14 protein-coding genes and 5 pseudogenes are annotated in these 19,281 nt (G+C 60.4%); 10 read left to right on the top strand and 9 right to left on the bottom strand.

Annotation, left to right across the window (positions count from 1 at the left end; translation table 11 throughout):
• The first annotated feature begins 344 nt into the window (after positions 1-344).
• Positions 345-836, top strand: a complete 492-nt coding sequence (locus AB7245_RS08255) for an ATP-dependent DNA ligase (RefSeq protein WP_439034187.1) — start codon at positions 345-347, stop codon at positions 834-836.
• A gap of 338 nt (positions 837-1,174) precedes the next feature.
• On the opposite strand, the gene AB7245_RS08250 is transcribed toward AB7245_RS08255, so the two are convergent.
• Together AB7245_RS08250 and AB7245_RS08245 are read right to left on the bottom strand one after the other, a co-directional pair.
• Positions 1,175-1,387: a hypothetical protein gene (locus AB7245_RS08250; RefSeq protein WP_439034186.1), complete on the bottom strand. Its 213-nt coding sequence runs from the start codon at positions 1,385-1,387 to the stop codon at positions 1,175-1,177.
• Between the two features lie 130 nt (positions 1,388-1,517).
• Positions 1,518-1,748 carry a DUF6894 family protein gene (locus AB7245_RS08245; protein WP_439034185.1) on the bottom strand — a complete coding sequence of 77 codons (231 nt, stop codon included), beginning with the start codon at positions 1,746-1,748 and terminating at the stop codon, positions 1,518-1,520.
• Between the two features lie 333 nt (positions 1,749-2,081).
• Between AB7245_RS08245 and AB7245_RS08240 the strand changes: the two are divergent.
• Positions 2,082-2,782, top strand: a pseudogene (locus AB7245_RS08240) (transposase); the annotation flags it as partial.
• 83 nt (positions 2,783-2,865) lie between these two features.
• On the top strand, positions 2,866-2,994 hold the full coding sequence (locus AB7245_RS08235) for a hypothetical protein (RefSeq protein WP_439034184.1): 129 nt from the start codon (positions 2,866-2,868) through the stop codon (positions 2,992-2,994).
• Between the two features lie 411 nt (positions 2,995-3,405).
• Here the strand turns inward: AB7245_RS08235 and AB7245_RS08230 are convergent, their stop codons facing one another.
• Entirely contained in the window at positions 3,406-4,527 is a 1,122-nt protein-coding gene (locus tag AB7245_RS08230) for an IS630 family transposase (protein ID WP_063981152.1), read from the bottom strand.
• A gap of 757 nt (positions 4,528-5,284) precedes the next feature.
• Positions 5,285-6,028 carry an outer membrane protein gene (locus AB7245_RS08225; protein WP_439034183.1) on the bottom strand — a complete coding sequence of 248 codons (744 nt, stop codon included), beginning with the start codon at positions 6,026-6,028 and terminating at the stop codon, positions 5,285-5,287.
• 750 nt (positions 6,029-6,778) lie between these two features.
• Between AB7245_RS08225 and sbmA the strand changes: the two genes are divergently transcribed.
• Entirely contained in the window at positions 6,779-7,993 is a 1,215-nt protein-coding gene (gene sbmA, locus AB7245_RS08220) for a peptide antibiotic transporter SbmA (RefSeq protein WP_439034182.1), read from the top strand.
• Between the two features lie 1,504 nt (positions 7,994-9,497).
• Here the strand turns inward: sbmA and AB7245_RS08215 are convergent.
• From AB7245_RS08215 to AB7245_RS08205, 3 genes and pseudogenes are all read right to left on the bottom strand, one after another.
• Positions 9,498-10,085 (bottom strand): GNAT family N-acetyltransferase, encoded by a 588-nt coding sequence (locus AB7245_RS08215; RefSeq protein ID WP_439034181.1) that lies wholly within the window; start codon positions 10,083-10,085, stop codon positions 9,498-9,500.
• An 882-nt stretch (positions 10,086-10,967) separates the two neighbouring features.
• A pseudogene (locus tag AB7245_RS08210) lies at positions 10,968-11,180 on the bottom strand (cytochrome P450); the annotation flags it as partial.
• 46 nt (positions 11,181-11,226) lie between these two features.
• On the bottom strand, positions 11,227-12,783 hold the full coding sequence (locus AB7245_RS08205; protein WP_354081003.1) for an ISL3 family transposase: 1,557 nt from the start codon (positions 12,781-12,783) through the stop codon (positions 11,227-11,229).
• A gap of 107 nt (positions 12,784-12,890) precedes the next feature.
• Between AB7245_RS08205 and AB7245_RS08200 the strand changes: the two genes are divergently transcribed.
• On the top strand, positions 12,891-15,053 hold the full coding sequence (locus AB7245_RS08200) for a hypothetical protein (protein ID WP_439034180.1): 2,163 nt from the start codon (positions 12,891-12,893) through the stop codon (positions 15,051-15,053).
• Positions 15,054-15,109: 56 nt separating this feature from the next.
• Here AB7245_RS08200 and AB7245_RS08195 read toward each other — a convergent pair.
• A pseudogene (locus AB7245_RS08195) lies at positions 15,110-15,234 on the bottom strand (IS110 family transposase); the annotation flags it as partial.
• A 147-nt stretch (positions 15,235-15,381) separates the two neighbouring features.
• On the opposite strand from AB7245_RS08195, the gene AB7245_RS08190 reads away from it, so the two are divergent.
• Positions 15,382-15,576 carry a hypothetical protein gene (locus tag AB7245_RS08190; protein WP_439035788.1) on the top strand — a complete coding sequence of 65 codons (195 nt, stop codon included), beginning with the start codon at positions 15,382-15,384 and terminating at the stop codon, positions 15,574-15,576.
• Positions 15,577-15,933: 357 nt separating this feature from the next.
• Here AB7245_RS08190 and AB7245_RS08185 read toward each other — a convergent pair.
• A pseudogene (locus AB7245_RS08185) lies at positions 15,934-17,132 on the bottom strand (cytochrome P450).
• A 138-nt stretch (positions 17,133-17,270) separates the two neighbouring features.
• Between AB7245_RS08185 and AB7245_RS08180 the strand changes: the two are divergent.
• The 4 genes and pseudogenes from AB7245_RS08180 to AB7245_RS08165 all read left to right on the top strand — a co-directional run bounded on the left by AB7245_RS08180 (position 17,271) and on the right by AB7245_RS08165 (position 19,212).
• On the top strand, positions 17,271-17,999 hold the full coding sequence (locus AB7245_RS08180; RefSeq protein WP_439034179.1) for a TetR/AcrR family transcriptional regulator: 729 nt from the start codon (positions 17,271-17,273) through the stop codon (positions 17,997-17,999).
• Positions 18,000-18,240: 241 nt separating this feature from the next.
• A pseudogene (locus AB7245_RS08175) lies at positions 18,241-18,438 on the top strand (hypothetical protein); the annotation flags it as partial.
• A complete protein-coding gene (locus AB7245_RS08170) occupies positions 18,422-18,748 on the top strand; it encodes a hypothetical protein (protein WP_439035787.1) in 327 nt (108 codons plus the stop codon). The pseudogene AB7245_RS08175 and the gene AB7245_RS08170, both read left to right, overlap by 17 nt.
• A 20-nt stretch (positions 18,749-18,768) precedes the next feature.
• On the top strand, positions 18,769-19,212 hold the full coding sequence (locus tag AB7245_RS08165; protein ID WP_439034178.1) for a hypothetical protein: 444 nt from the start codon (positions 18,769-18,771) through the stop codon (positions 19,210-19,212).
• The last annotated feature ends 69 nt before the right edge of the window (positions 19,213-19,281 follow it).

Genomic DNA, 19,281 nt, shown 5'->3' with positions numbered 1-19,281 from the left:
CAGGCAATGCCGATCGGACAGCGCTCGGCAGGCGCAAAGCCGGCATTGGCCCGGCCTGGGTGAAGCTAGTTTGCGAACTCAGACCCTTGCGATCTATCTCCGCCCGGCGATTGTCATTGCAGGCACACGGGCTTGCGCCCAATAGGCCGCGCGAAGCCGATGATAGTTCTCGCAGTCGCTGCCCCGCTCGCGATGGGTCGACGCCACCAGAAAGCCACCACTGCCGCGAACAGCGAGGTGTCGCTGATTGTCGGCCTCCCGCTTCTCATCGGTCTAGCGGCGGGCACCCTTCACTTGCCGAAATAACACCGCAGCGTCGTGCCGGATCTTCGGCCGCGGCCGAAGTGCCGGCCGGCCTCAACTGCTTCCACGAAATTAAATTTGACGGCTACCGCATGTGCGCGCCGCGCCGGGGCGATGACGTGCGGTTGATCACCAAAAACGGCCACGACTGGACCAGCCGCTACCGATGGATTGTCGAATCCGCATTAAAGAACCGCGAGAAGCACTTTGTTCTCGACGGCGAGGCCGTGGTGCTCGGCATCGACGGCGTCGCCGACTTCAGCGCCCTACATTCGCGGAAGTACGATCACGAAGTCCAGTTTTGCGCCTTCGACGTCCTTGTGCTTGGCGGGGAGGATCTGCGGCCGCTGCCGCTCGACATGCGCAAGAGCAATCTGGAGCGGCGGCTGCTGCGCCGGCGACCGCATCTTTGTGGCACCGTTCGAACCAGGTGCGATCGGGCCGGACCTGTTCCAGAAGGCCCGCGAATGCGGCCGAGAGGGGATTGTCTCGAAGCGTCGCGACCGGCGCTATATCGCCGGCCGCACAAATGAGTGGATCAAGGTCAACAACCGGACGCATCCGGCTATGAACCGGGTTGAAGATGCGCTGTCAGCCTAAAGGACGGAGGTCAACTCAGTGGCACGAAGCAGAGCTTCGCGCCCCCCTAGGCCCCGACGTGTCTTGTCGACGCAGGGGCTGGGATATTTGAGCTGCCGCTTCCGTGGGGCGCAATTCCGCCCGACATCCCAATGTTCAACTGGGTGGAAACGCAAGACATACACGCCTACTCGATTAGCTCGCAGGACATGAAATGGGTCGGATAGCCGATCAGGCATCCGCACCCTCCGGCTCTTGATCAGAGGAATCCGGAAGTCCGAGAAAACGCTCCTCACGCCAACAATGGCAATCCAGCCAGCGCGAAGCCAAGTGACCGCTTCCCACTAGCAGTCACTTGATATGATGCTGCCACCGCGAAGCTTTGGGGATGACCGTCGATCAGCCTCCATGGCGATGTGAGGTCAACGCAAAACTCCTCCATCGCATCGCTACCGGGAACGATCATGCTGTCAGTAAGATTAGATTGCTCATTCTGCTCAAACATATCCGAATCCCTGTTGCTCGATCATAGCCGTCGCCTGGCGTGCCATGGCAGTATCTTTGTGCGTTGTCATCCACCTCTAGCTGCTACATCACAACCGCGTCTTGGCGCAACACCGCACTCCCTTCCCGTGCTATACAGCAGTGGTTATACTACCGCCCCTGTGCCGCGCGATCTCAGCATCCGGGGCGTCAACCACGATTACGACCGTGCCCGCACCACGGTGATATTCGGGATCGCCGGCGATATCCTGAGCGACACGGGCGCCGTATTGGACCGCTAGTTCAGCAGAGCGAAATAGCTCCCCCACATCATCCGCCTGTGTCTCTCCGTTGTGGAAAATCGGGAAGTAGTAACGTCGCATAGCTGCGGCCCTCGTCTTTAGCCGCGATCATGCCCACATCTCGGGACGGCCCGCACCTGTCAAAAACGACAGGCACCATGTTCAGGACCGAGCTGGCCGATTTCGGCCATGGTAACCTGTCATAGCTGCAACAACTTAGTTCATCATTCGCCAGGCGCGCCTTGTCCGGTTTCACTCCGGTCCGCACGGAGCACCAATCACGCAGGCTCCTCAAGCGGGAAGTCCGGCGCTTCACCGTGTTGGGCGCGCGGTCCAGTGCGATGATTTATCGTATTTGCGGCCAAGCCGGCGGATTCAGACGGCCGTCGCAACACTCGGAGTTTGGAGGTTGCGATGAACGTTGTAATGCGCATATCGGCGCGGTCAGGACGAGCCCGGTTGCCATGGCCAGGACGCCCCTCTGTTGCAGGCGCAGTGAACAAGAATAAATTTTGGCGGCGATTGCCGCAGGGTTAAGCAGCGAAGATGCTGCACTCGAAGCCGGATTGCACAACCTGTCGAGAAGCAGATTATCCTCCGGGCGGTACCTCTCGTTGATTGAGCGCGAGGAGATCGCACTTCTCAAGGTACACAGCCATTCCATACAGGAGACTGGACGGCGCCTGGGGCGGGCTGCTTCGACAGTCGCCCGTGAACTGCGGCGCAATGCGGCCACCCGCGGCGGGGGTTTGGAGTGTCGGGCAACAGCTGCCCAATGGCATGCGGATCGATCCGCCCGCCGGCCCAAGCCGACCAAGCTTGCGCTCAATGCAACGTTGCGCACTTATGTGGAGGAGAGACTTGCTGGCGGCGTCGTAGCCCCAACCGGCGCTCCCGTTCCTGGTCCTTCTGTCCCGTGGAAGGGGGCCGGCATGGCCCGCGCAAGAATCGGCGATGGGCCAAAGCCTGGAGCCCTGAGCAGATTGCCCGACGCTTGCGATCGACTTCCGGGACGACAAGACGATGCGCATCAGCCACGAAGTTATCTATCAGGCTCCCTTCGTTCAGGCCGCGGGGCGCTGCGCCGCGAGCTAACGGCCTGCTTGCGAACAGGCGTGTATTACGGATGCTCAGGGCGCGCGTACGCAGGTGAGGCAAGGGCTTTGTCTCGCCGGCGCTTGAGGCAAAGCGACGCGACATGACCGGGCTGAGCTTCAAAAAAACGATCCTGCCAGCCGAACAAGTTCGCCCCGACGCCGCCGGTAAACGGACACGCCGGAAGGCCCGTCAGGGCAAGATTGATGCTTCACGCGCCCAGCTTGTTTAGCACTAAGCCGGCCGGGACCATCCGATTCTGTAGGCCAACTGCGGCCGAGCATCCCTGTCCGATCTGGACAAGCACGGCTCGCAACCCAGAAGGACGACGGACCGGGATCGCGCAGGCGCGCTTGAATGTCGGCCTTGTCTGCCTGGCCGGTCTGCAAGCGGGCCTCCCTTTCTTTCCTCATCACGCTGCGATGGCGCTCTCAGCGCTCCCCTCCACGTCCGTCCCAGGGGCCTTCTTCACCCCCCTCATTGCCGGCGCTTCTCAGCCCTCCCCTGCGGCGAAAGCGAAGTCGCCCTCATCGCGCGCCTGCTACGAGGCCAGCCTACGGGGCGTAGCGACGGACGACGGCGATAGCGCTCCCGCTCGTCATCGAAATCATCGACCGCGCCCTCTAGTACCTCGTCACAGGGATTATGACTCTTTGGAAGTGGCGGGGTAGGCGCCAGCCATTTTGGCGCGAGCCTTGTCTGTTGTGAACATCCATTTGATGCGGGAGCGGGCGGCATTTCGTTGTCGTTCCCAGGCGGTGATTTCGCGGCGCAGTCGCTTAGGGTCGTCGATCCTGCGATCCAGGCACTGGCCCCGCAGGACGCCGATTTCGATCTCGACCATGTTGAGCCAGCTTGCGTGTTTTGGGGTATAGTGGAACTCGAGCCGTCGCAAAATCCGCCTGGCTTCGGCGGGCGGGAACGCCTGATAGAGGGCGCCGGCGGAGTGGGTCGATAAATTGTCCTGGACGACCCGGATGATCTCGGCGTCGGGATAATGGATGTCGACGAGATCACGCATGCATTGGGCGTAATCCCTTGCCGCTCGCCGCTCGGTGACCTTGACCTTGCGCCAGGGACGATGCACGTCGAGGAGAACGAAGAGATTGACCGTGCCATTGCGACGATACTCATAATCGTAACGTTCGAGCCTGCCGGGCTTGGCCGGGATGGGCTGACGCGTTTCGCCGATGAGTTGCACCGGGCTTTCGTCGAAGCACACCACTGGCCGCCTGGAGTCGGGTGCCTCGGCATAGAGGTCGAGCACATCCTCCATGCGGGCGACGTATTCGCCGTCGACCTGCGGAATGCACCACATGTCTTTGCGCCAGGGCTTGAGGGCATTCTCGGCCAGGCGCCGCCGAACCGTCTCGTGCGACAGGCTCTTGTGTTCGGTGAGCTTGACCATCGCACCCGCCAGCAGCTTTAGCGTCCAGCGGGCACGGCCCCTTGGCGGACTGGCGCAGGCTGTCGCCACCAGCAAGGCTTCTTCCTTGCCCGTGAGTTTGCGCTCCGCCCCGGGACGCGGCTCTTCGCTCAGCGCCCGCTCCAGATTGCCTTCCACGAAGCGTCGCTTGGTCCGGTACACGGTCGAGCCGCTCACGCCGACGCTCCTTGCGATCTCCTCGTCGCTGGTCTCGGCATCGGCGGCCAGCAAAATCTGCGCTCGCTTGAGCTTGCGGGACGCATGCTTGCCGCCGCTGAGCAGTGCCCTCAGTTCGGTGCGCTCGATTTGGCTGAGTTCGACCCGATAGCGTACATTCATGGCGTGCCTCCTCGTTCGAGGCACGCACGAACAACTGAATCGGATGGCCGGCGTGAGTCCTTCGACAAAACCCTTCACGCCCACGCAGGGGCAGTATCTGGCTTTTATCCACCTCTATACCCGGCTGCATCGCAGGCCCCCGGCCGAAACCGACATGCAGGAATATTTCCGCGTCAGCCCGCCTACGGTTCACCAGATGGTCCTGACACTGGAACGCGCCCGCCTCATCAGACGGCAGCCAAGGACGCCTCGCAGCATCGAGGTCCTCGTTGATCCGAAACTCCTGCCGGAGCTAATCTGACCGCCGGACCCAACCTGTCAAAATCACTGTGCAGAGCCACTAGTCGCGAGATCGAGCCCTCCAGTCGCGAGATCGAGCCGAGCGGCGTGACCGTGACAGGCACCTCGATCACCCCTTCGCGGGCGCGTGCAGCGCGAAAAGGGAGATGACTGTTTCGCCTTCCTGCTGGAGCTGAACGACGGCGCTCTCGATGCTCAGGTCTGTGCCTTCCAGAAATACTGCCGCAGCTACCCTTGGTATTCTCGTTAGTGCCGCGCTGCTAAGCGCTTTGCGGGTTGCAGAAGTAGATGTGGATATCGCATCGATCTTGAGACGATCGTGCTGAGCGATTTCGGCTCCCTGGGTTAGCCTCCGGTCAACCGCGCCAGTCGCGGCGCTCCGCGCCATGCTCGCCCACCCAAAACAAGCCCCCGGCCCGTGGGCCGGGGGCATTCGATCCACCGACGCAAGTACCGATCAATATTTAAGCAGAATCGGACCACCGAACTTATAGTTCAGACGTGCAGTCATAAGATCGAAATTTTGGCGGATGCGATCGCCGCCCACTGGACCAGTAGCCGTGACAAAGTTCACGTCGGCATCCCGCATGAACAAGTGGTCGTATTCGACGCTCACCGACCAGTTCGGCGCGAACCCGAATTCGATCCCGGCCCCCACAGTAGCGCCCCAAGGGCTGCTATTGGAGCTCGCGAACTGCACGCCCGCGACTACGGAGTTGACCTGATAGGTGTTGCTCGTCACTGCGGCGCCACCTTTGACGTAATACAGTACGTTGTCGAACGAATAACCGATCTGCCCCGTGATCGTACCAAACGCATCAATTTTGCTCTGGTTAAAATCCGCAAATGGGATGCTGAGATTGGATCCGCTCAGATCAGCCCAGTTCCCCTGGCCCTCGACGCCCACCACGATGTGGCCGATCTGCCATCGATAGCCGATCTGTCCACCTATGGTCATGCCGGTCGCATCATGGCAGCCCTCAGGCGTGCGGCCATTGAAATCCCAGCAATTCGAGCTTGAGCCCAAGCCGCCGTTCATACCTACGTAGAGGCCGCTCCAGTCGTAGATTGCAGCCGCGACCGCCTGCGGAGCGTTGGTGTAGAGAGGCAGGACCGGCTGCGCAGCCAGGTCCGCGCCGAATGCGGGCGGCACCGCGCCAAGCATCACAATGCTCACAGTCGCAAGCAACAACTTCTTCATTTCTACTCTCATGTCTTGAGTGCCCCGAGCCTCGTGGGTGTTAACAACGTGCGCGGGAATTGCTGTAACTGCATCGCAACATTCGGACCGAAAGAAATGCGTGAACCAGACGCTGCGTCAGGTTGCGTCGTTGCAGATCATCTCCAACAGCGTCGCAATGCTCCTTCGCGTGCGAGTAGATTGCGTAAGACTGAGCGAGCAGCGGCCCGCTCATTTGTGCGGAGAGAGCGCACGGCAAGTCAGATCGTGGCAAACCAAACCGCAAGTGAGACGAGTGAAGCGCTTTGCAAAACTCTTGCTCTTGTCCCGTGCCGCCACTAAAGACCCCGTTACGACTACGCTCGTGTTGCACCCATTGGCGCGAGAGATCAGATGAACTCTATTCGATTGAATCAATGTCCTGCAGATGCTGCCCCGTTCGTCGCAGACGCCGCTGTGTCCCGCGGTCGACAGAGCATGCGAATCACAACCTGCGCCCTCGGCGGATGAAGGATGCGGCCCGAAGGATTTTGCTTTGGTTCAGCGAGCCGTTCTCCACCCGAGGCTTCCTACCACACCGCCAATGCCCAGACCGCCGACAACGCTTGCCGACCGTTCCTGCGCTTGCCGCCAGATATTGGATGCTCCATCACCTTTGCGCGAGCGCTTGGGTGTGCGCGCGAGTAGCCTCTTGTCAGGAATCAGGTGGCCAATGACCACGGCGAGTTCATCTTCTGAGCTGAAGTTCTAAGTCGATAAAGGACAGCGAGCATGTTCGTTTCATTCTTCCCTCGACCAAAGTTGTTCTTTGCGTCGTCAATCCTTTGGACGGCGTTGGCGATGGCGTTTTGGTATGGATTTGCCAGCAATGTCTTTCAAGCGCCGGACAAGCCGGTCGGGCTTGCGACGTTCTGGTCGGCTCCGGCGCTGTGGTTCGATCTCTATTTTGCGATAGCTGTTGCGGTCTTCGCGGCCGCATGGATGTTGCTTGCCCCGCATCCCTGGGCGACGTGGTCCATTTTTGGTTCGGCGCTGATCCTGTTCACTTCTTACTTCCAGGTCCAGGTCTCAGTCGCGATCAACAGCTGGTATGGACCGTTCTATGATCTGGTCCAGGCCGCACTTTCGAAGTCGGCGCCGGTAACAGTCGCGCAGTTCTACAGCGAACTATCGACCTTTGCCGGTATCGCGCTCGTGGCCGTCTTGGTCGGCGTGATGACACGATTTTTCGTCAGCCACTACATCTTCCGCTGGCGCACGGCGATGAACGATTTCTATGTCGCCAACTGGCCACGGCTGCGCACGATCGAAGGCGCCTCCCAGCGTGTCCAGGAAGACACCATGCGCTTTGCCAGCACCATGGAAGGTCTGGGCGTCAATCTCATCAGCGCGGTGCTGACGCTCTTGGCCTTCCTGCCGGTTCTCGTGAGGCTGTCCAGTAACATCACGGAGCTGCCTCTGCTCGGCTCGATTCCTTATCCGCTGGTGTTCGCCGCAGTCATCTGGTCGATCATGGGCACCGGCGTTCTCGCGCTTATCGGCATCCGCCTGCCCGGAATAGAATTTTTCAACCAGCGGGTCGAGGCGGCCTATCGCAAGGAGCTCGTGCTCGGCGAGGATGATGCCGCGCGTGCCAATGCGCCGACATTAAGCGTGCTGTTTAGCGACATTCGCCGGAATTACTTCCGGCTTTATGTGAACTTCATGTACTTCAATATTGGACGGATCGTCTATTTGCAGACTGACGTTATCTTTCCTTACCTTCTGCTCGCGCCAACGATCATCGCGGGCAAGATCACCCTCGGCGCCATGAACCAGATCCTGAACGCGTTCACGCAAGTGCGAACCTCGTTTCAGTATCTCGTCAACTCGTGGAGCACGATTGTCGAACTGATCTCGATCTATCAGCGGCTGCGGAGCTTTGAAGCAAAGCTCCACGGGGAGCCACTGCCGTCGATCGAGACCCAAAGGGAGCCAGCCTCATGATTGGCCTCGCTGCAGGAGTTGACGAAACCCGGCCTTCCTTGGGCGCCAAACGGTGCTGCGCTTTCGGTACCGCGAATTTCATCTCTAATATTACACGGCGGCAAGGTCCCCAGGGGCCGTCAGTAATCCAAGGACTCGGCCGTCCTGAAGCTGCGTCGCAGATTGGCGCCGCGGTACTCACCGGCTATCTGGGCTCGGGGGAAAACCAGACGGTTCAACGGCATTCTCACCGAGGCCAAGCGCTTGCCTCTAATCGTCGAATTCGGCGAGGTCGATCCTGCCCGTGGCCGACATCGTTCGATTGTCCGAAACCTGAGTTTGAGCGCATTCGTTTGGTCGGGAGGCTCGCGCGGTATACGACCAGTATATTCCATGTTGTTGGCGAGCGGCCGGATGGTCGAGCTACCCAACTAATACAGCCGAGCAAAAAAAGGACCCCTTCAGAAGAAGCGGACGGATCATAAACGACCTCGTTCGGAATTCGTCATGAAGGGACAGTTCTCCCTTGCGCCCCGCTTGACTTCTTGGAGCCTCTCGCGATCTTCGCTCGCGGTGGCCTTTTCGCGAAGCAAGGCTTTGAAAAAGTGCCTCTTTTGTGGTGCTTGCTGTTGACGTCGGCGCAAAGGGTCCGAATGCGAGCGCAGATCAGGCAGCGACGACTATGGCACTTGTGCTGACCACGATCAGCGTTCGGCTCCGCGGCCGGAACCGCTCGCTCAGCATCGTAGATCCACAACATCGGCCCTGCCACGCATCGCCGCGCAAAGCACAACAAGTGCGGCCGGCGCGTGCCGCATCCGGTGCAGCCGCAGCGTAGAGTATGGAAAGCCAGATCACTATGCCAAGGGAAGACCTTAGAGGACGTTCAGTGGCACGCACAGGCGAGCTACTGGAAGCAGACCGCGGACTGCCGCACGGCCACACTCGCGGCTCGGATGGAAGACGCCCTCGGAGTTCGCCTTCACCTGCCATCGGCGCCAGGATCTGGCGCTGCGCTCTGGAGGCCTCCGCGCCCAGCTCCCGTCGGTACCACCGCCCAGCGCAAGTCCAACAGCCGGGACGAACTCAGGCAAAGCAATCGCCGTCAATGACAATCCCGCTCCTACTCACGTCAGCGCGGTAACGGCCGATGCTTGGCTGCAATTGCCTCAGCAAGATCTCCGCGAACGGATTGCTCTGCTGAAGAGTCCGACCGGATACGGAAGCCATCTGTCCTCGGACCGGTACCAAGTGCCAAATAAGAGCGTATAAGCTATGGCAGGTGGCGAACTCAATCATTCTGACTAGCATAGGACGCTCCTCGGTCGCGCATCCCCGAGCAACGCGGTCGGTGCGGAGACGAGACGAAGGACATCAAGCATGTCCTCAGCCTTATAGGCCGCAGCCGTGTGGAGCGGCTCGTCTTTGGGAAGTGCCTCAAAACGGGCACCTTTATCGGCGGCGAAATCTGGCCTCACGCTCGGCGTCCGGGAGCCGCAGCATGCGAAGCGTCTCCGAATTCCGCTCAATACGCCTTTCGCAACATCGGCGTGAGTGGCGGCGAGCAACCGTGCTGTATCTCTCCAATAGGCTTGAACCCGTGGCGTTGGTAAAAGGGAATGTTTTCAGGATTCGAACTTTCGAGGTAGGCAGCGATGCCCTGCTCATCACATCGTTGAAGAGCGTACTTCATCAGCAATGTGCCAAGCCCTTGTCCGACCCAGTTCGGATCGACAGCGATGAGGGGCAAATACCAATGTGGCTCGGAGGGATGATGTTCGGCCATTCCCTGGCGTAGGTGTGCCATATGTTCGCTGATTTCCGGGCGCAGGGACAGCGCCATGATGGCGTCCAGCGCATCCTCATCCTGCTGCACTCCGGGAGGCAGCCACAGGGCCGCGGCGCGACTCTCTTCCGTGACGTATGCCGTGCCATGCTCGAATGCTCGTCCGCCACAGGCCTTGATGAACTGAGTCATGCTGCCAAGATATTGCCCAGGGTCCGGCCAACTCCAACGCATCAAAGGATCGGCGGCAAAGCCGAGGACAATTGTCCAGACGGTTTTTGCCCGAATGCTTGCGTTCGCCGAGGTGACGCCCGGCTCCGTTGTCATGATGCCGCTTTTCGAACGCAGAGTTGCAGGTTGGATACCTTTGGACGTGAGCGGAATGGATGTACCCCCGAACATTCCTCGGCCTTTAGTGCCCTTGTCCGGCTCTCATCCCGCCTCGGAAGGCCGCCTTCGACGGCCACTTCGGACGAAGGTTCCTCGCTGGAGGCCCCGGACCCTTGGACCTGGATCTGGCTAGTACTTGTGCTTTCGGCATGAGAGCGTCATCTGGATCCCGCCCTTTCCGAAGGAAAGGGTTCGTTTTATCGGAGTCGACAACTCTTTGTAAGGTGATCTTGTTTCGCCAAACTTGCGAGTTGCATTCGCTCGGCCAGTCTAAGCACCGCAGGACAATTTGGAACCTGCTAACCCAGGTAGGTGCTTGGCATTCCTTCTAAACAATGTCTCTGCCCTAAGGATTACCCGCACTCCAGCATCAATATTGACGCTAACCGATCTCGCGTTGCGGCTGCTCGGCAGCAATGACACGCGGCGCCGCCGCGTCCAGTGCGTCGCGTTACGCGCCGTATCGGGCACGCACGAAGAGCAAGACGGAGAATGGCGTCGACTACGTCAATAAGAACGCGATCGCGGGGCATTCCTTCGCGAATTGGGTGGCATTTGAGGCATATCTCGCCGAGTGGGAGCGAGAGGTGGCGAACTTGCGTATCCACGGCACGACCGGCGAGACGCCGATCGGTCGCTTTGCATGTGACGAGGCACACCGGTTGAAGCCGCTTGGCGGGCAACGGCAGCGCACGCACGCCGCCGCGTCCCGCGCGCTCAGGCGGGCGCACGCTTGGCTTCCCCCGGCGCGCGCCGAGTGCAGCGTTGCCGCGCGTCGCCGGCGCCGCTGCCTCGCCACACGGGGCATGCGATGCCAGCTCATGAGAATCCGATGCGGACTGTCATGGACGGATGTGCGGTCGGGTAATAGCGCCGGCCTTTTTCGACGCCGCTCAGCAACCGCGGCCGCACCCCGGCCTTGTGCATGGTCAGTGCCAAGGCGATGCAGAACTGCACCAGTTCAAGCCATACCAGGTGGTAGCCGATGCAGACGTGTGGGCCGTTACCGAACTGCAGCATGTCTGTCATTCGGCCTGCAATATTGGCTCTGACGCATATTCGATGATCGTGATTGTTTTTATGGCGCGCCAATCAGCCTAGCCTGAAGGAGATCGAGCTTAGCGCGTCCGTACATTTGCCGTTTGACCAGCTTGAGCTTGGTGATCTGAGCTTCCACTTGGCCATTGGACCATGGTTGCGTGATAGCCGCGTGCACCGCGCCCTTATCGTTGGCAATGCCATTCGCGAACGAGGCAATGAGGCTCCGCTTGGATTCCTCAATCCAAGGTTCGAGCTCCATCTCGGCCTTCTTTCGGATCATCGCGTGGAAGCGGCCAATGAGAGCTTGGGCATCGGCCAGCATAGGAACGTTTTGTTCGATGACGGCAAGCGTGACGGTCTCGGCCCTGGTCAGGTGGTCGCGCTTCGTCGTCATCAGCTGCGCTATCGTCCTGGCGGCGGGGACCTTCTGCAATTGTTGATGGCTGATAGTCTCGGCACGCCGCCGTCGCGTCGCCCATTCCGCCACCACGCGCAGCGATCCCATAAAGCCTTGTCCCTTCAAACGGCGCCAGAGTTCGGCACCGTTGCGACAGCCGCCTGACCATTGCGCGTCCAGGAACGGCAGATGCCCGTCCAGGGTGCTTTGACGGGTGCGGAACATATCCGTACCGCCGCCGCGGCTAATTTGGCGAACCAGATTGCGACTATGTCCTGTGCGGCGGACGATCTCCTTGAACGGCACACCGTCGCTGACGAGAGCCGCAATTGCGGCATGGCTGTCCCGGCGCCGCAGATAGCCCTGATAGCGCAGCTTTTCCGCATAGGTCAGCAATTCCGGGTTGATCGTTGTCGCTCCGATTGCGGTTCGGATTCTGTTCATGGAGCGGCGCACCGCATCAAGGAAGGCCGCGCTCGCATTTTCCATCAGATGCCAGCGGTCGGCGACCTGGATGGCGTTCGGGAGCGCCTTAGCTGCTGCCTCGCCGTATCCACCACCGCGATCTCGCGACACAATGTTGATCGCTGGGTGCTTCGATAGCCACGCCCGAACGGTCGCAGTCTCCCTGTCGGGCAGCAGGGTAACGATCCGCCGACGCTCCAAATCGCACACGATCGTCCCGTATCGATGGTTTCTCCGGAACGCCCAGTCATCGATGCCCACAACAAGCAATGGATCTGTCGGCATCGCCGTCCGCCGACGGACCACCCGTAGCAAGGTATCGTTGCTGACAGGCAGCATGAGCCGCTTGGCGAAGCTTGCCGCCGGCCGGCCGCCGAGCGCCAACCCCAGGTGATGGACGATGTATTCCAGCCGTGCTGTCCGGCGCCGTCGCAGCGGGACGATGTCTTCTCCGAACCGCTCCGCGAAGATCCGCCGGCGGCAATGCGGCACCTCGCATGTGAAGCGCCGCGTGAGTAATCGGAGGCGCACCTTTCTGCCCGCTGATGGCAAATCGGCAACGTGCCGGACGTAGCGGCTATGGATGCGGCTCGACGCTGTCGCGCACAAAGGGCACCGAGCCTCCGCAGCTTCCGACCTAACAGACAGAATAAGCGAATCCATTGAGTCACTTACACCATCAACCACCAAACCACTCGGTACTAGCGATGAGATTTGAAAGCCCGTCCGCATGGCGCTGATTCTCCGTTTGAGAACCACAGTCGCCCGGCAAACTTCATCGGAAATGAGTCAGACCCAAATTTACAGGCCGATTGACACTCGACGCTGAGGCCGTAGGAATGCGCTATCGAAGCACCCGACAGGTTATCGGCGTTTTTGAAACCAGACCGAACCGCCCGTGCCGCATTCTTCTCGACATCATGAACGGGCGACCGCTGTATTTGCGTGGCGAGGAGCAGCCCGTGTATCTCCGGCTTCAAATCGCGCAGATGCCGCAATTGCCGGCGGGCATGCGGAACAGCCTCAATCGCTTCAACAGTCTAACCGTGCTTTGGACGGCTCTCCATCTGGTCGAGGAAGATCAACGCATTCTTATCTCCGTCGCACAGGAACCAGAGCAGACGATGCGCTGGTTCAAGGAAGCTCTCGAACTGCCGACTTGGGCGGCAGCGCCTGGCTTCGCGGCGCCCGAAGGGGAGCTGCGCGCGCGGTACGACGAAGCACGGGCTGCTTGTATTGACTATTGCGGCGTCGATTCCTTTGAGCTCGCACTCCTTGATCGGGGGATTGCGACGAGCCACGGCCAAATGCCGCAGCGGCTTCGGCGTCTGATGACCGAAATGATCGAGCGGAGAATTTGCCCGATAACGGTCGCAACCGCGACACTGACAGAGGGAGTGAACCTTCCGTTCGACCTAATTTTCCTTACATCACTTAAGCGGCGTTCCTGGGACGCAGAGAACGAGCAACAGATAGTCACTCCACTTTCCACCGCCGAGTTCCGAAATCTCGCAGGCCGGGCTGGACGGCCCGGCGCAGCCCGAGGGATCGAGGGCATGACGCTTGTGGCGATCCCAACCACGATCTCCACGACGGCAGACAGCTTCGCAGACGTTCAGCGCAGGCAACGTCGTGATCTCGTCGCAGACTATGAACGACTTCGAAGGGCGTTGCTGATCGAGGAACGCGATTCTGATGCGGTCGAGAGTCCGTTGGCGATGCTGCTGACCGCAATCCGCGATCGTGCAATCAATGTTCTTGGGCTGCCGCCTAATCGATTTCTGGACTGGCTCGATCAGGCCCTTCCGCCGAATATCAGTCGGGATGCCGGTGAGGGAGCGACCGGACTGCGCGCTCGCCTTGCAGACTGTCTTGATGAGCTTGACGGCGTGTTGCTCGCGGCGATCGAGGAGGTCGCACATGCAGACGAAGCAGACATGACCGGCGCGGAGGCCGAGGCCCAGCTCGTTGAACTATGGCGGCGAACGTTTACCGCGGTTGCTGCAGCCCAGGAGGAATGGATGGAACAGGCGTTTATACGGCGTGGCCGCGCGATAGTGGAAGCCGTCTACCCGGACGCGGACGAACGTCGACGCCTTTATCAATATGGCTTCTCGCCGCTCATTGGCCGTCGTTTCGAGGCTGTTGCTCCCCAAATCCGGGATTTGATGGCGGCAGCCCAAAATTACGGCGTTGATGATCCGGACACGCGGCTGCGCGTATTCGAACAAATCGGAGGGCTTCTCGCTAATGATCGCGGGTTTGGCTTTCGTGTACGCGCCACAGTCGGTGACCAGGCGCTTCTTGTAAATTGGCAAGGTGTGTTGGCATGGTGGATGCAAGCACCCGGCGCCGATGGACCTGATGCGGATCAGCTTCGGAGTTGGCAGCGCTTTGTCGCCGAGAACCTCGAATTCAAATTGGGCGTCGCCATGGGAGCGGTCGTCGCACAAGCTTGGTCGGCTGGCGCGGGCGATCCCTACGCGGTCCCGTCGCTTGCGGAGTGGCGCGCAACCACGGGTCTCCCGTGGTTCGGTTTTTGGGCTCGCGAACTGTTGCGGTGGGGTACCCACGATCCGTTCGTTGCCTATGCGCTCGCACAGGGGCTAGCTCACACACGAGAGCGCGCTGCCGAACGTCGTGGAGAGTTCGAAACCTGGTTGCAGGCAAACCACGTAGATATCGAGCCCGACGACTACATCGATCCGCAGCTCTTTCTCGAATGGCAGAACAGCCTGCCCAGGCGTGAGCGCACCGCCACAACGGTTGCTCCCGTGCCCGTCGAATTGACCGGAACCAACGGCGCCAGGCACCGATACACTGTGATGCCCGTTCCGTGCGATACGCATGTCAGTTGGCTTGACCCGGCCGGATTTGAGCTGGCAAGGTCGAAGGACGCCGCCGGCACGTATGACAATAGTGCGGTTCGAAGCGATTACGAGCTTCGCGCGACGCGGAGCGGGGCTTCCGTGAACAGAACTTTTCGGGCGGGCGCTCAATAGTGCGCTAAGACAAATGGACGGGTGGCTCGGTGTCCTCGGATCGCGTTGATGTGCTAAGTTCGCTGCCGAACCATCAGGCCACGGGTTCGAAACACCAGACCGCCGCCTGTTGCTCTTCGCTCTTCCCGGCCACGAACCGCATGCTCAGCCGCTGAGCGGCTTCGCAAATCGCCGCGGCGTCGATCAGAGCTAGTGATGAGCCCGGCCACATACCTCCAGCCCGACGGTGCAACTCGGCTGAGCGGCGAAGAAGTCCAGCACCTTTCCTCTGGACAAAGTATATCGAGCGACGTCCAATCTGACCTCCAACAACGCACCGCGAGAAAACATGCTTGCCCTTGGCATCTTCAAAAGCGAGAAGATCGTCTTCGCCGGCTTTTTTCTCGATTGCAATGATCCACGTGTTTCCTGGACGCACATCAGCGTTCACCAAGCTCAAGAACTGTACGATCGCTGGACCCGTTTGATCGAGCTTGTTGGCCGTAAAGGCGTCGCGCCTGCGCGTCGTTCAGCCCCTGGGTGACGCCGCCCTGAGAAACTGTCAGCGCTCGCGCCATCGTCGCCTGGGCGACCCGCGGCTGGAAAGCGACCTCGCAGGTAGACTCTCGTCAGCAGGTTGTGCATCAAGTGCGCCGCTCATTGACCAAAGAGCAGCTAGCTGGTCCATGCCGCGGAGATTCAGCGTTTCCTCGGTCCAACCGACAGCTCGGCGATAGCTGCCCACCGCCGCCCTTCGCTTGAGCGCGGTGGCGTCGCTCGGTCTCATCGGCAAAGGGCAAGACCCAAAGCGCGTCTTCGGGACAATAAGCTCGCAAAGGAAGCAAGTCCGCCAGTCGTCTTGGCGGGCAATGACAATCGCTGCAAAGAGCCCGGGCTGGCGTTATTTCGTCGTAACGCGTACCGGCAGCGAGCTAGTGCCCGCAATCCGCTGCTGTCGCGGTATACCGGCTCGCCCGTCATCTCGATTGATGCGACGCTCGCCGCCAAGGCGGCCAGAACGGCTTCGCCTTCGAGCCGCGCGACCATCTGCCCTACACAGCCGTGGATTCCGGTGCCGAAGCCGATATGCCCTGAAACGCGCCGGGTGATGTCGAACTGCTCGGGCCGTTCCCACCGCGTTTCGTCGCGATTTGCCGAACCGATCAGCAGCAACACTTTCTCGTGCTTGCCGATCGGCACCCCTGCGATCTCTGTTTCATGGGGTGTGGTCCGGAAGACGTAAGGTGCGGCGGAATCGTAGCGCAGGCTCTCATCGAACGCCGCGCGCGCCAGCGAAGGATTGGCAGCCAGTATGGCCCATTGCTCCGGATGACGGGTCAAACTAAAGAGGGCCATGCCTTGTGCAGTGATTGTCGTATCCAGTCCCGCCGAGAGAAAGGACCGGACGAGCAGAGGCGCTTCCTCCTGGGTAATTTCGCCGCTATCGGCGGCCTCGTAGACCTGCGCGCCAAAACTGCCGGGAGCTAAGGCCTCCCGTTGGCATTTTGCGGCAACCCAAGGCAAGACTTTAGGTGCCTGGGCCATAAGAGTGCGAAAATAATCGTTCTCCGGCCCCATGCCGGCAAACACCATTGCGCCGTAGGTCAGAAAATTTTCGCGGCCCTCATTGTCGATGCCCAGGGCGTCCGGAAATACAGTCACCGGAAATATTTCGGCAAGGTCGCGGACTGCATCGAACGATCTCTTTTCGATCAGTTCATCGACCAGCGCGGCGGCCTTGGCCTTGAAGCCGTTCTCGAGGCCCCGCATCGCACCCGGCGACATAATCCGCGCTAGCACCTTTCGGGTGCGTGTATGTAGCGGTGGGTCAGCTTCAAGAACAATGCTCGGCGGACGCCACGGCTTCTCCTTGAAGTAATTGACGATGCCGGCACCACCGGCATTGCTGAAGTTCACATGTTCGGCAAGGACCGCCTTCATCTCGGCAAAACGCGGCACGGCGAAGATGCCGTATTTCTCAAGCCGGACGACGGGTGCCTTCGCACGAAGGGCGGCATAGGCCGGATAGGGGTCGATGCGAGTGTCCCAGTCGAACGGATCAAAATCGCTACAGGCATACTCGTGTGCCGACGTTGCCACTGCTTCCCTCCGTTTGTTCGCTTTAAGTTAATTGACTATAGTCATTTATTACGAGAGTTGGCAAGCTACGAACGGAGTGGCGTTTTTTACTTGTGATTCCAGCCATGTAGCTGCAGGACACACCGGGCGGAGATTGGGATGTCGACCGAGAGATCAGGAAACCCTAAGCGGATGCGGCGCTTTCAGAAGCGCGCGCGCCAAGAAGCCGACAAGCGGGCGTTGCAGGCTCGAATCCTTGAAACAGCGCAAAAGGAGTTCGCGAGCGGCACACTCGAAACCGTTTCGATCCAGAAGATCGCCGATGCTCTCGGTTACTCGAAGGGCACGATTCTCAAATACTTTCCGACCAAGATCCTGCTGCTGCTGGCAGTGAAGGAGAGGAATCTGGAGGAAATGGCGGATCGGCTCGAACAAGTCCGCGCGCTCCACTCCAGCGGCGAGGCCCGGCTCCGGCGCGTCATGGAGGCCTATATCGATTATTGGGTCGACAATCCCGATCATTTTCGATCGCTCTATTCGATGGCCGGCACGGTCGAGGACAGGCGTTTTCCCGACGGGGTTTATTTCGGTCAAACTGAGATCGCACGAAAGGGCTACGGGCTCTTTGTGACCTCGATCGCGGATTATCTTTCCGAATTGGGGGTGGAGGCGACGCCAAGGCTCACGGAGCGCCTAGCGACCGGCCTGCTATCGGCAGCGCATGGGGTGATCTCGCTGCCACTGGGAACACCAACGATGAAATGGCCGGACATTCGCGGCAACGGACGATTGATCCTCGGCAATCTCATCGACGCTTGGTCGGCGAAGATCAAAGCCGCACGGCGAACACAGACCTGGCCGAGAATTTCCATTGGTGATTTTCTTTAGTTCGGCAGCACTGGCGTGCTGGCAGCCGATCTATCCTCGCAGCCAAGAAATGGGCTGACGTGCGACGGGATTCGCTGAGCGTACCGAAACGAAGGCGGACACCTACGCGACAGAAGCGACGTTTACTGGCCGGCGAGCCATAATGTCCCGAAGTATCTGAAGGATATCGGAGAGTTCTTTGGGATCGTTGGGGGCGCCGAACGTGCCTGCCCACGGAAGCGAAACGCAGGTCCTGTCCGCGTTGTTTGGCGAGGTGGTGCGCGAACCTGATCTTGCACCGCTGTTGGGCTACCATCCTCATGGTGGCGTCAGCAAGGCCTATCAGGAGACCGAACAACGCGGCATCATCAGCGGACATGTCGGGCAGGGCACCTTCGTCCGGCGCCGTTCCGCTGCGCAGGCCGAGGCGGCCACGGCAAGACATGAACCGGTCAATTTACCATGTCAGCCAGATCCTGACCGTCACATCGGCGCTGGCGATCCACGCCTGCATTGCCGACCTGCTGACCGAGCCAACCGTCGTCACAGGTTACAGCGTCGGCGAGATGGCGGCCTGGAGCATTGCCGGAATATGGACGGCCGACGAAGCCTTGCGGTTGACGGATGTTCGCGCACAGCTGATGGACCGCGTGGCCGGAGCGGATGATCGCCTCGGTATGTCCGCGGCCTCGATCAGACCACGCTCGACACCCTGCTCGAAACATATCGCTGCGAGATCGCGATCAGGAATCCCGATCGTCTTGTCGTGATCGGAGGCTCCGAGCAGGACGTGATCGACCTCTGCGAGGCGGCCATTCGACAGGGCGCCGCACGCAGCGGTGTTCTCGCCGTGAAGATCGCGTCGCACACGTCACGGCTCGCGCGCGCCTGCAAACCGTTGCAAGATGCGCTCGACGCCAGCAGGCGCATCCCGATCGCAAGCCAGCGGATCCTGCTCGCAGGAGGCGACGGCGAGCGCATGTTCTCCGCAAGCGATGCAACCGTGAAGCTCGCCTGCCAGGTCGCGCGCCCCATCGACTGGTCGGCGACGCTGGAGGCCCTGGCAGAGCTGGGGGTCAGCAGGGGGCTGGACCTCGGCCCGGGACATGCGCTCGCCGAGATGATGCAGGCCTTCCGTCCCGACATCCGCTGCTACGCAGCCGATGGATTTCGCACTCTCGATGGGCTTCGAAACTGGATAGCCTCTCAAGAACGACGCTGCTCAGCCGGTTGACCCAGCGAGGCGATCTTCCGCCTCGGGCCGGCCTACCTACGTCATGCGGAGGTGGTCGTTGACCCGCAA

Origin of the sequence: Bradyrhizobium sp. 604_D8_N2_3, assembly GCF_051810765.1 — a bacterium.
Taxonomy (GTDB): domain Bacteria; phylum Pseudomonadota; class Alphaproteobacteria; order Rhizobiales; family Xanthobacteraceae; genus Bradyrhizobium; species Bradyrhizobium barranii.
The sequence above is the reverse complement of the archived record's forward strand: the minus strand, read 5'-3'. Positions and strand labels throughout refer to the sequence as shown.

Bases quoted from the DNA above. Each gene is read 5' to 3' on its own strand.
- AB7245_RS08250 (WP_439034186.1), bottom strand. From the start codon at position 1,387: ATGTTTGAGCAGAATGAGCAATCTAATCTTACTGACAGCATGATCGTT.
- AB7245_RS08205 (WP_354081003.1), bottom strand. From the start codon at position 12,783: ATGCGGACGGGCTTTCAAATCTCATCGCTAGTACCGAGTGGTTTGGTG.
- AB7245_RS08225 (WP_439034183.1), bottom strand. From the start codon at position 6,028: ATGAAGAAGTTGTTGCTTGCGACTGTGAGCATTGTGATGCTTGGCGCG.
- AB7245_RS08245 (WP_439034185.1), bottom strand. From the start codon at position 1,748: ATGCGACGTTACTACTTCCCGATTTTCCACAACGGAGAGACACAGGCG.
- AB7245_RS08230 (WP_063981152.1), bottom strand. From the start codon at position 4,527: ATGAATGTACGCTATCGGGTCGAACTCAGCCAAATCGAGCGCACCGAA.
- AB7245_RS08235 (WP_439034184.1), top strand. From the start codon at position 2,866: ATGACCGGGCTGAGCTTCAAAAAAACGATCCTGCCAGCCGAACAAGTT.
- AB7245_RS08180 (WP_439034179.1), top strand. From the start codon at position 17,271: ATGTCGACCGAGAGATCAGGAAACCCTAAGCGGATGCGGCGCTTTCAG.
- AB7245_RS08190 (WP_439035788.1), top strand. From the start codon at position 15,382: ATGCTTGCCCTTGGCATCTTCAAAAGCGAGAAGATCGTCTTCGCCGGC.
- AB7245_RS08215 (WP_439034181.1), bottom strand. From the start codon at position 10,085: ATGACAACGGAGCCGGGCGTCACCTCGGCGAACGCAAGCATTCGGGCA.
- AB7245_RS08170 (WP_439035787.1), top strand. From the start codon at position 18,422: ATGAACCGGTCAATTTACCATGTCAGCCAGATCCTGACCGTCACATCG.
- AB7245_RS08200 (WP_439034180.1), top strand. From the start codon at position 12,891: ATGCGCTATCGAAGCACCCGACAGGTTATCGGCGTTTTTGAAACCAGA.
- sbmA (WP_439034182.1), top strand. From the start codon at position 6,779: ATGTTCGTTTCATTCTTCCCTCGACCAAAGTTGTTCTTTGCGTCGTCA.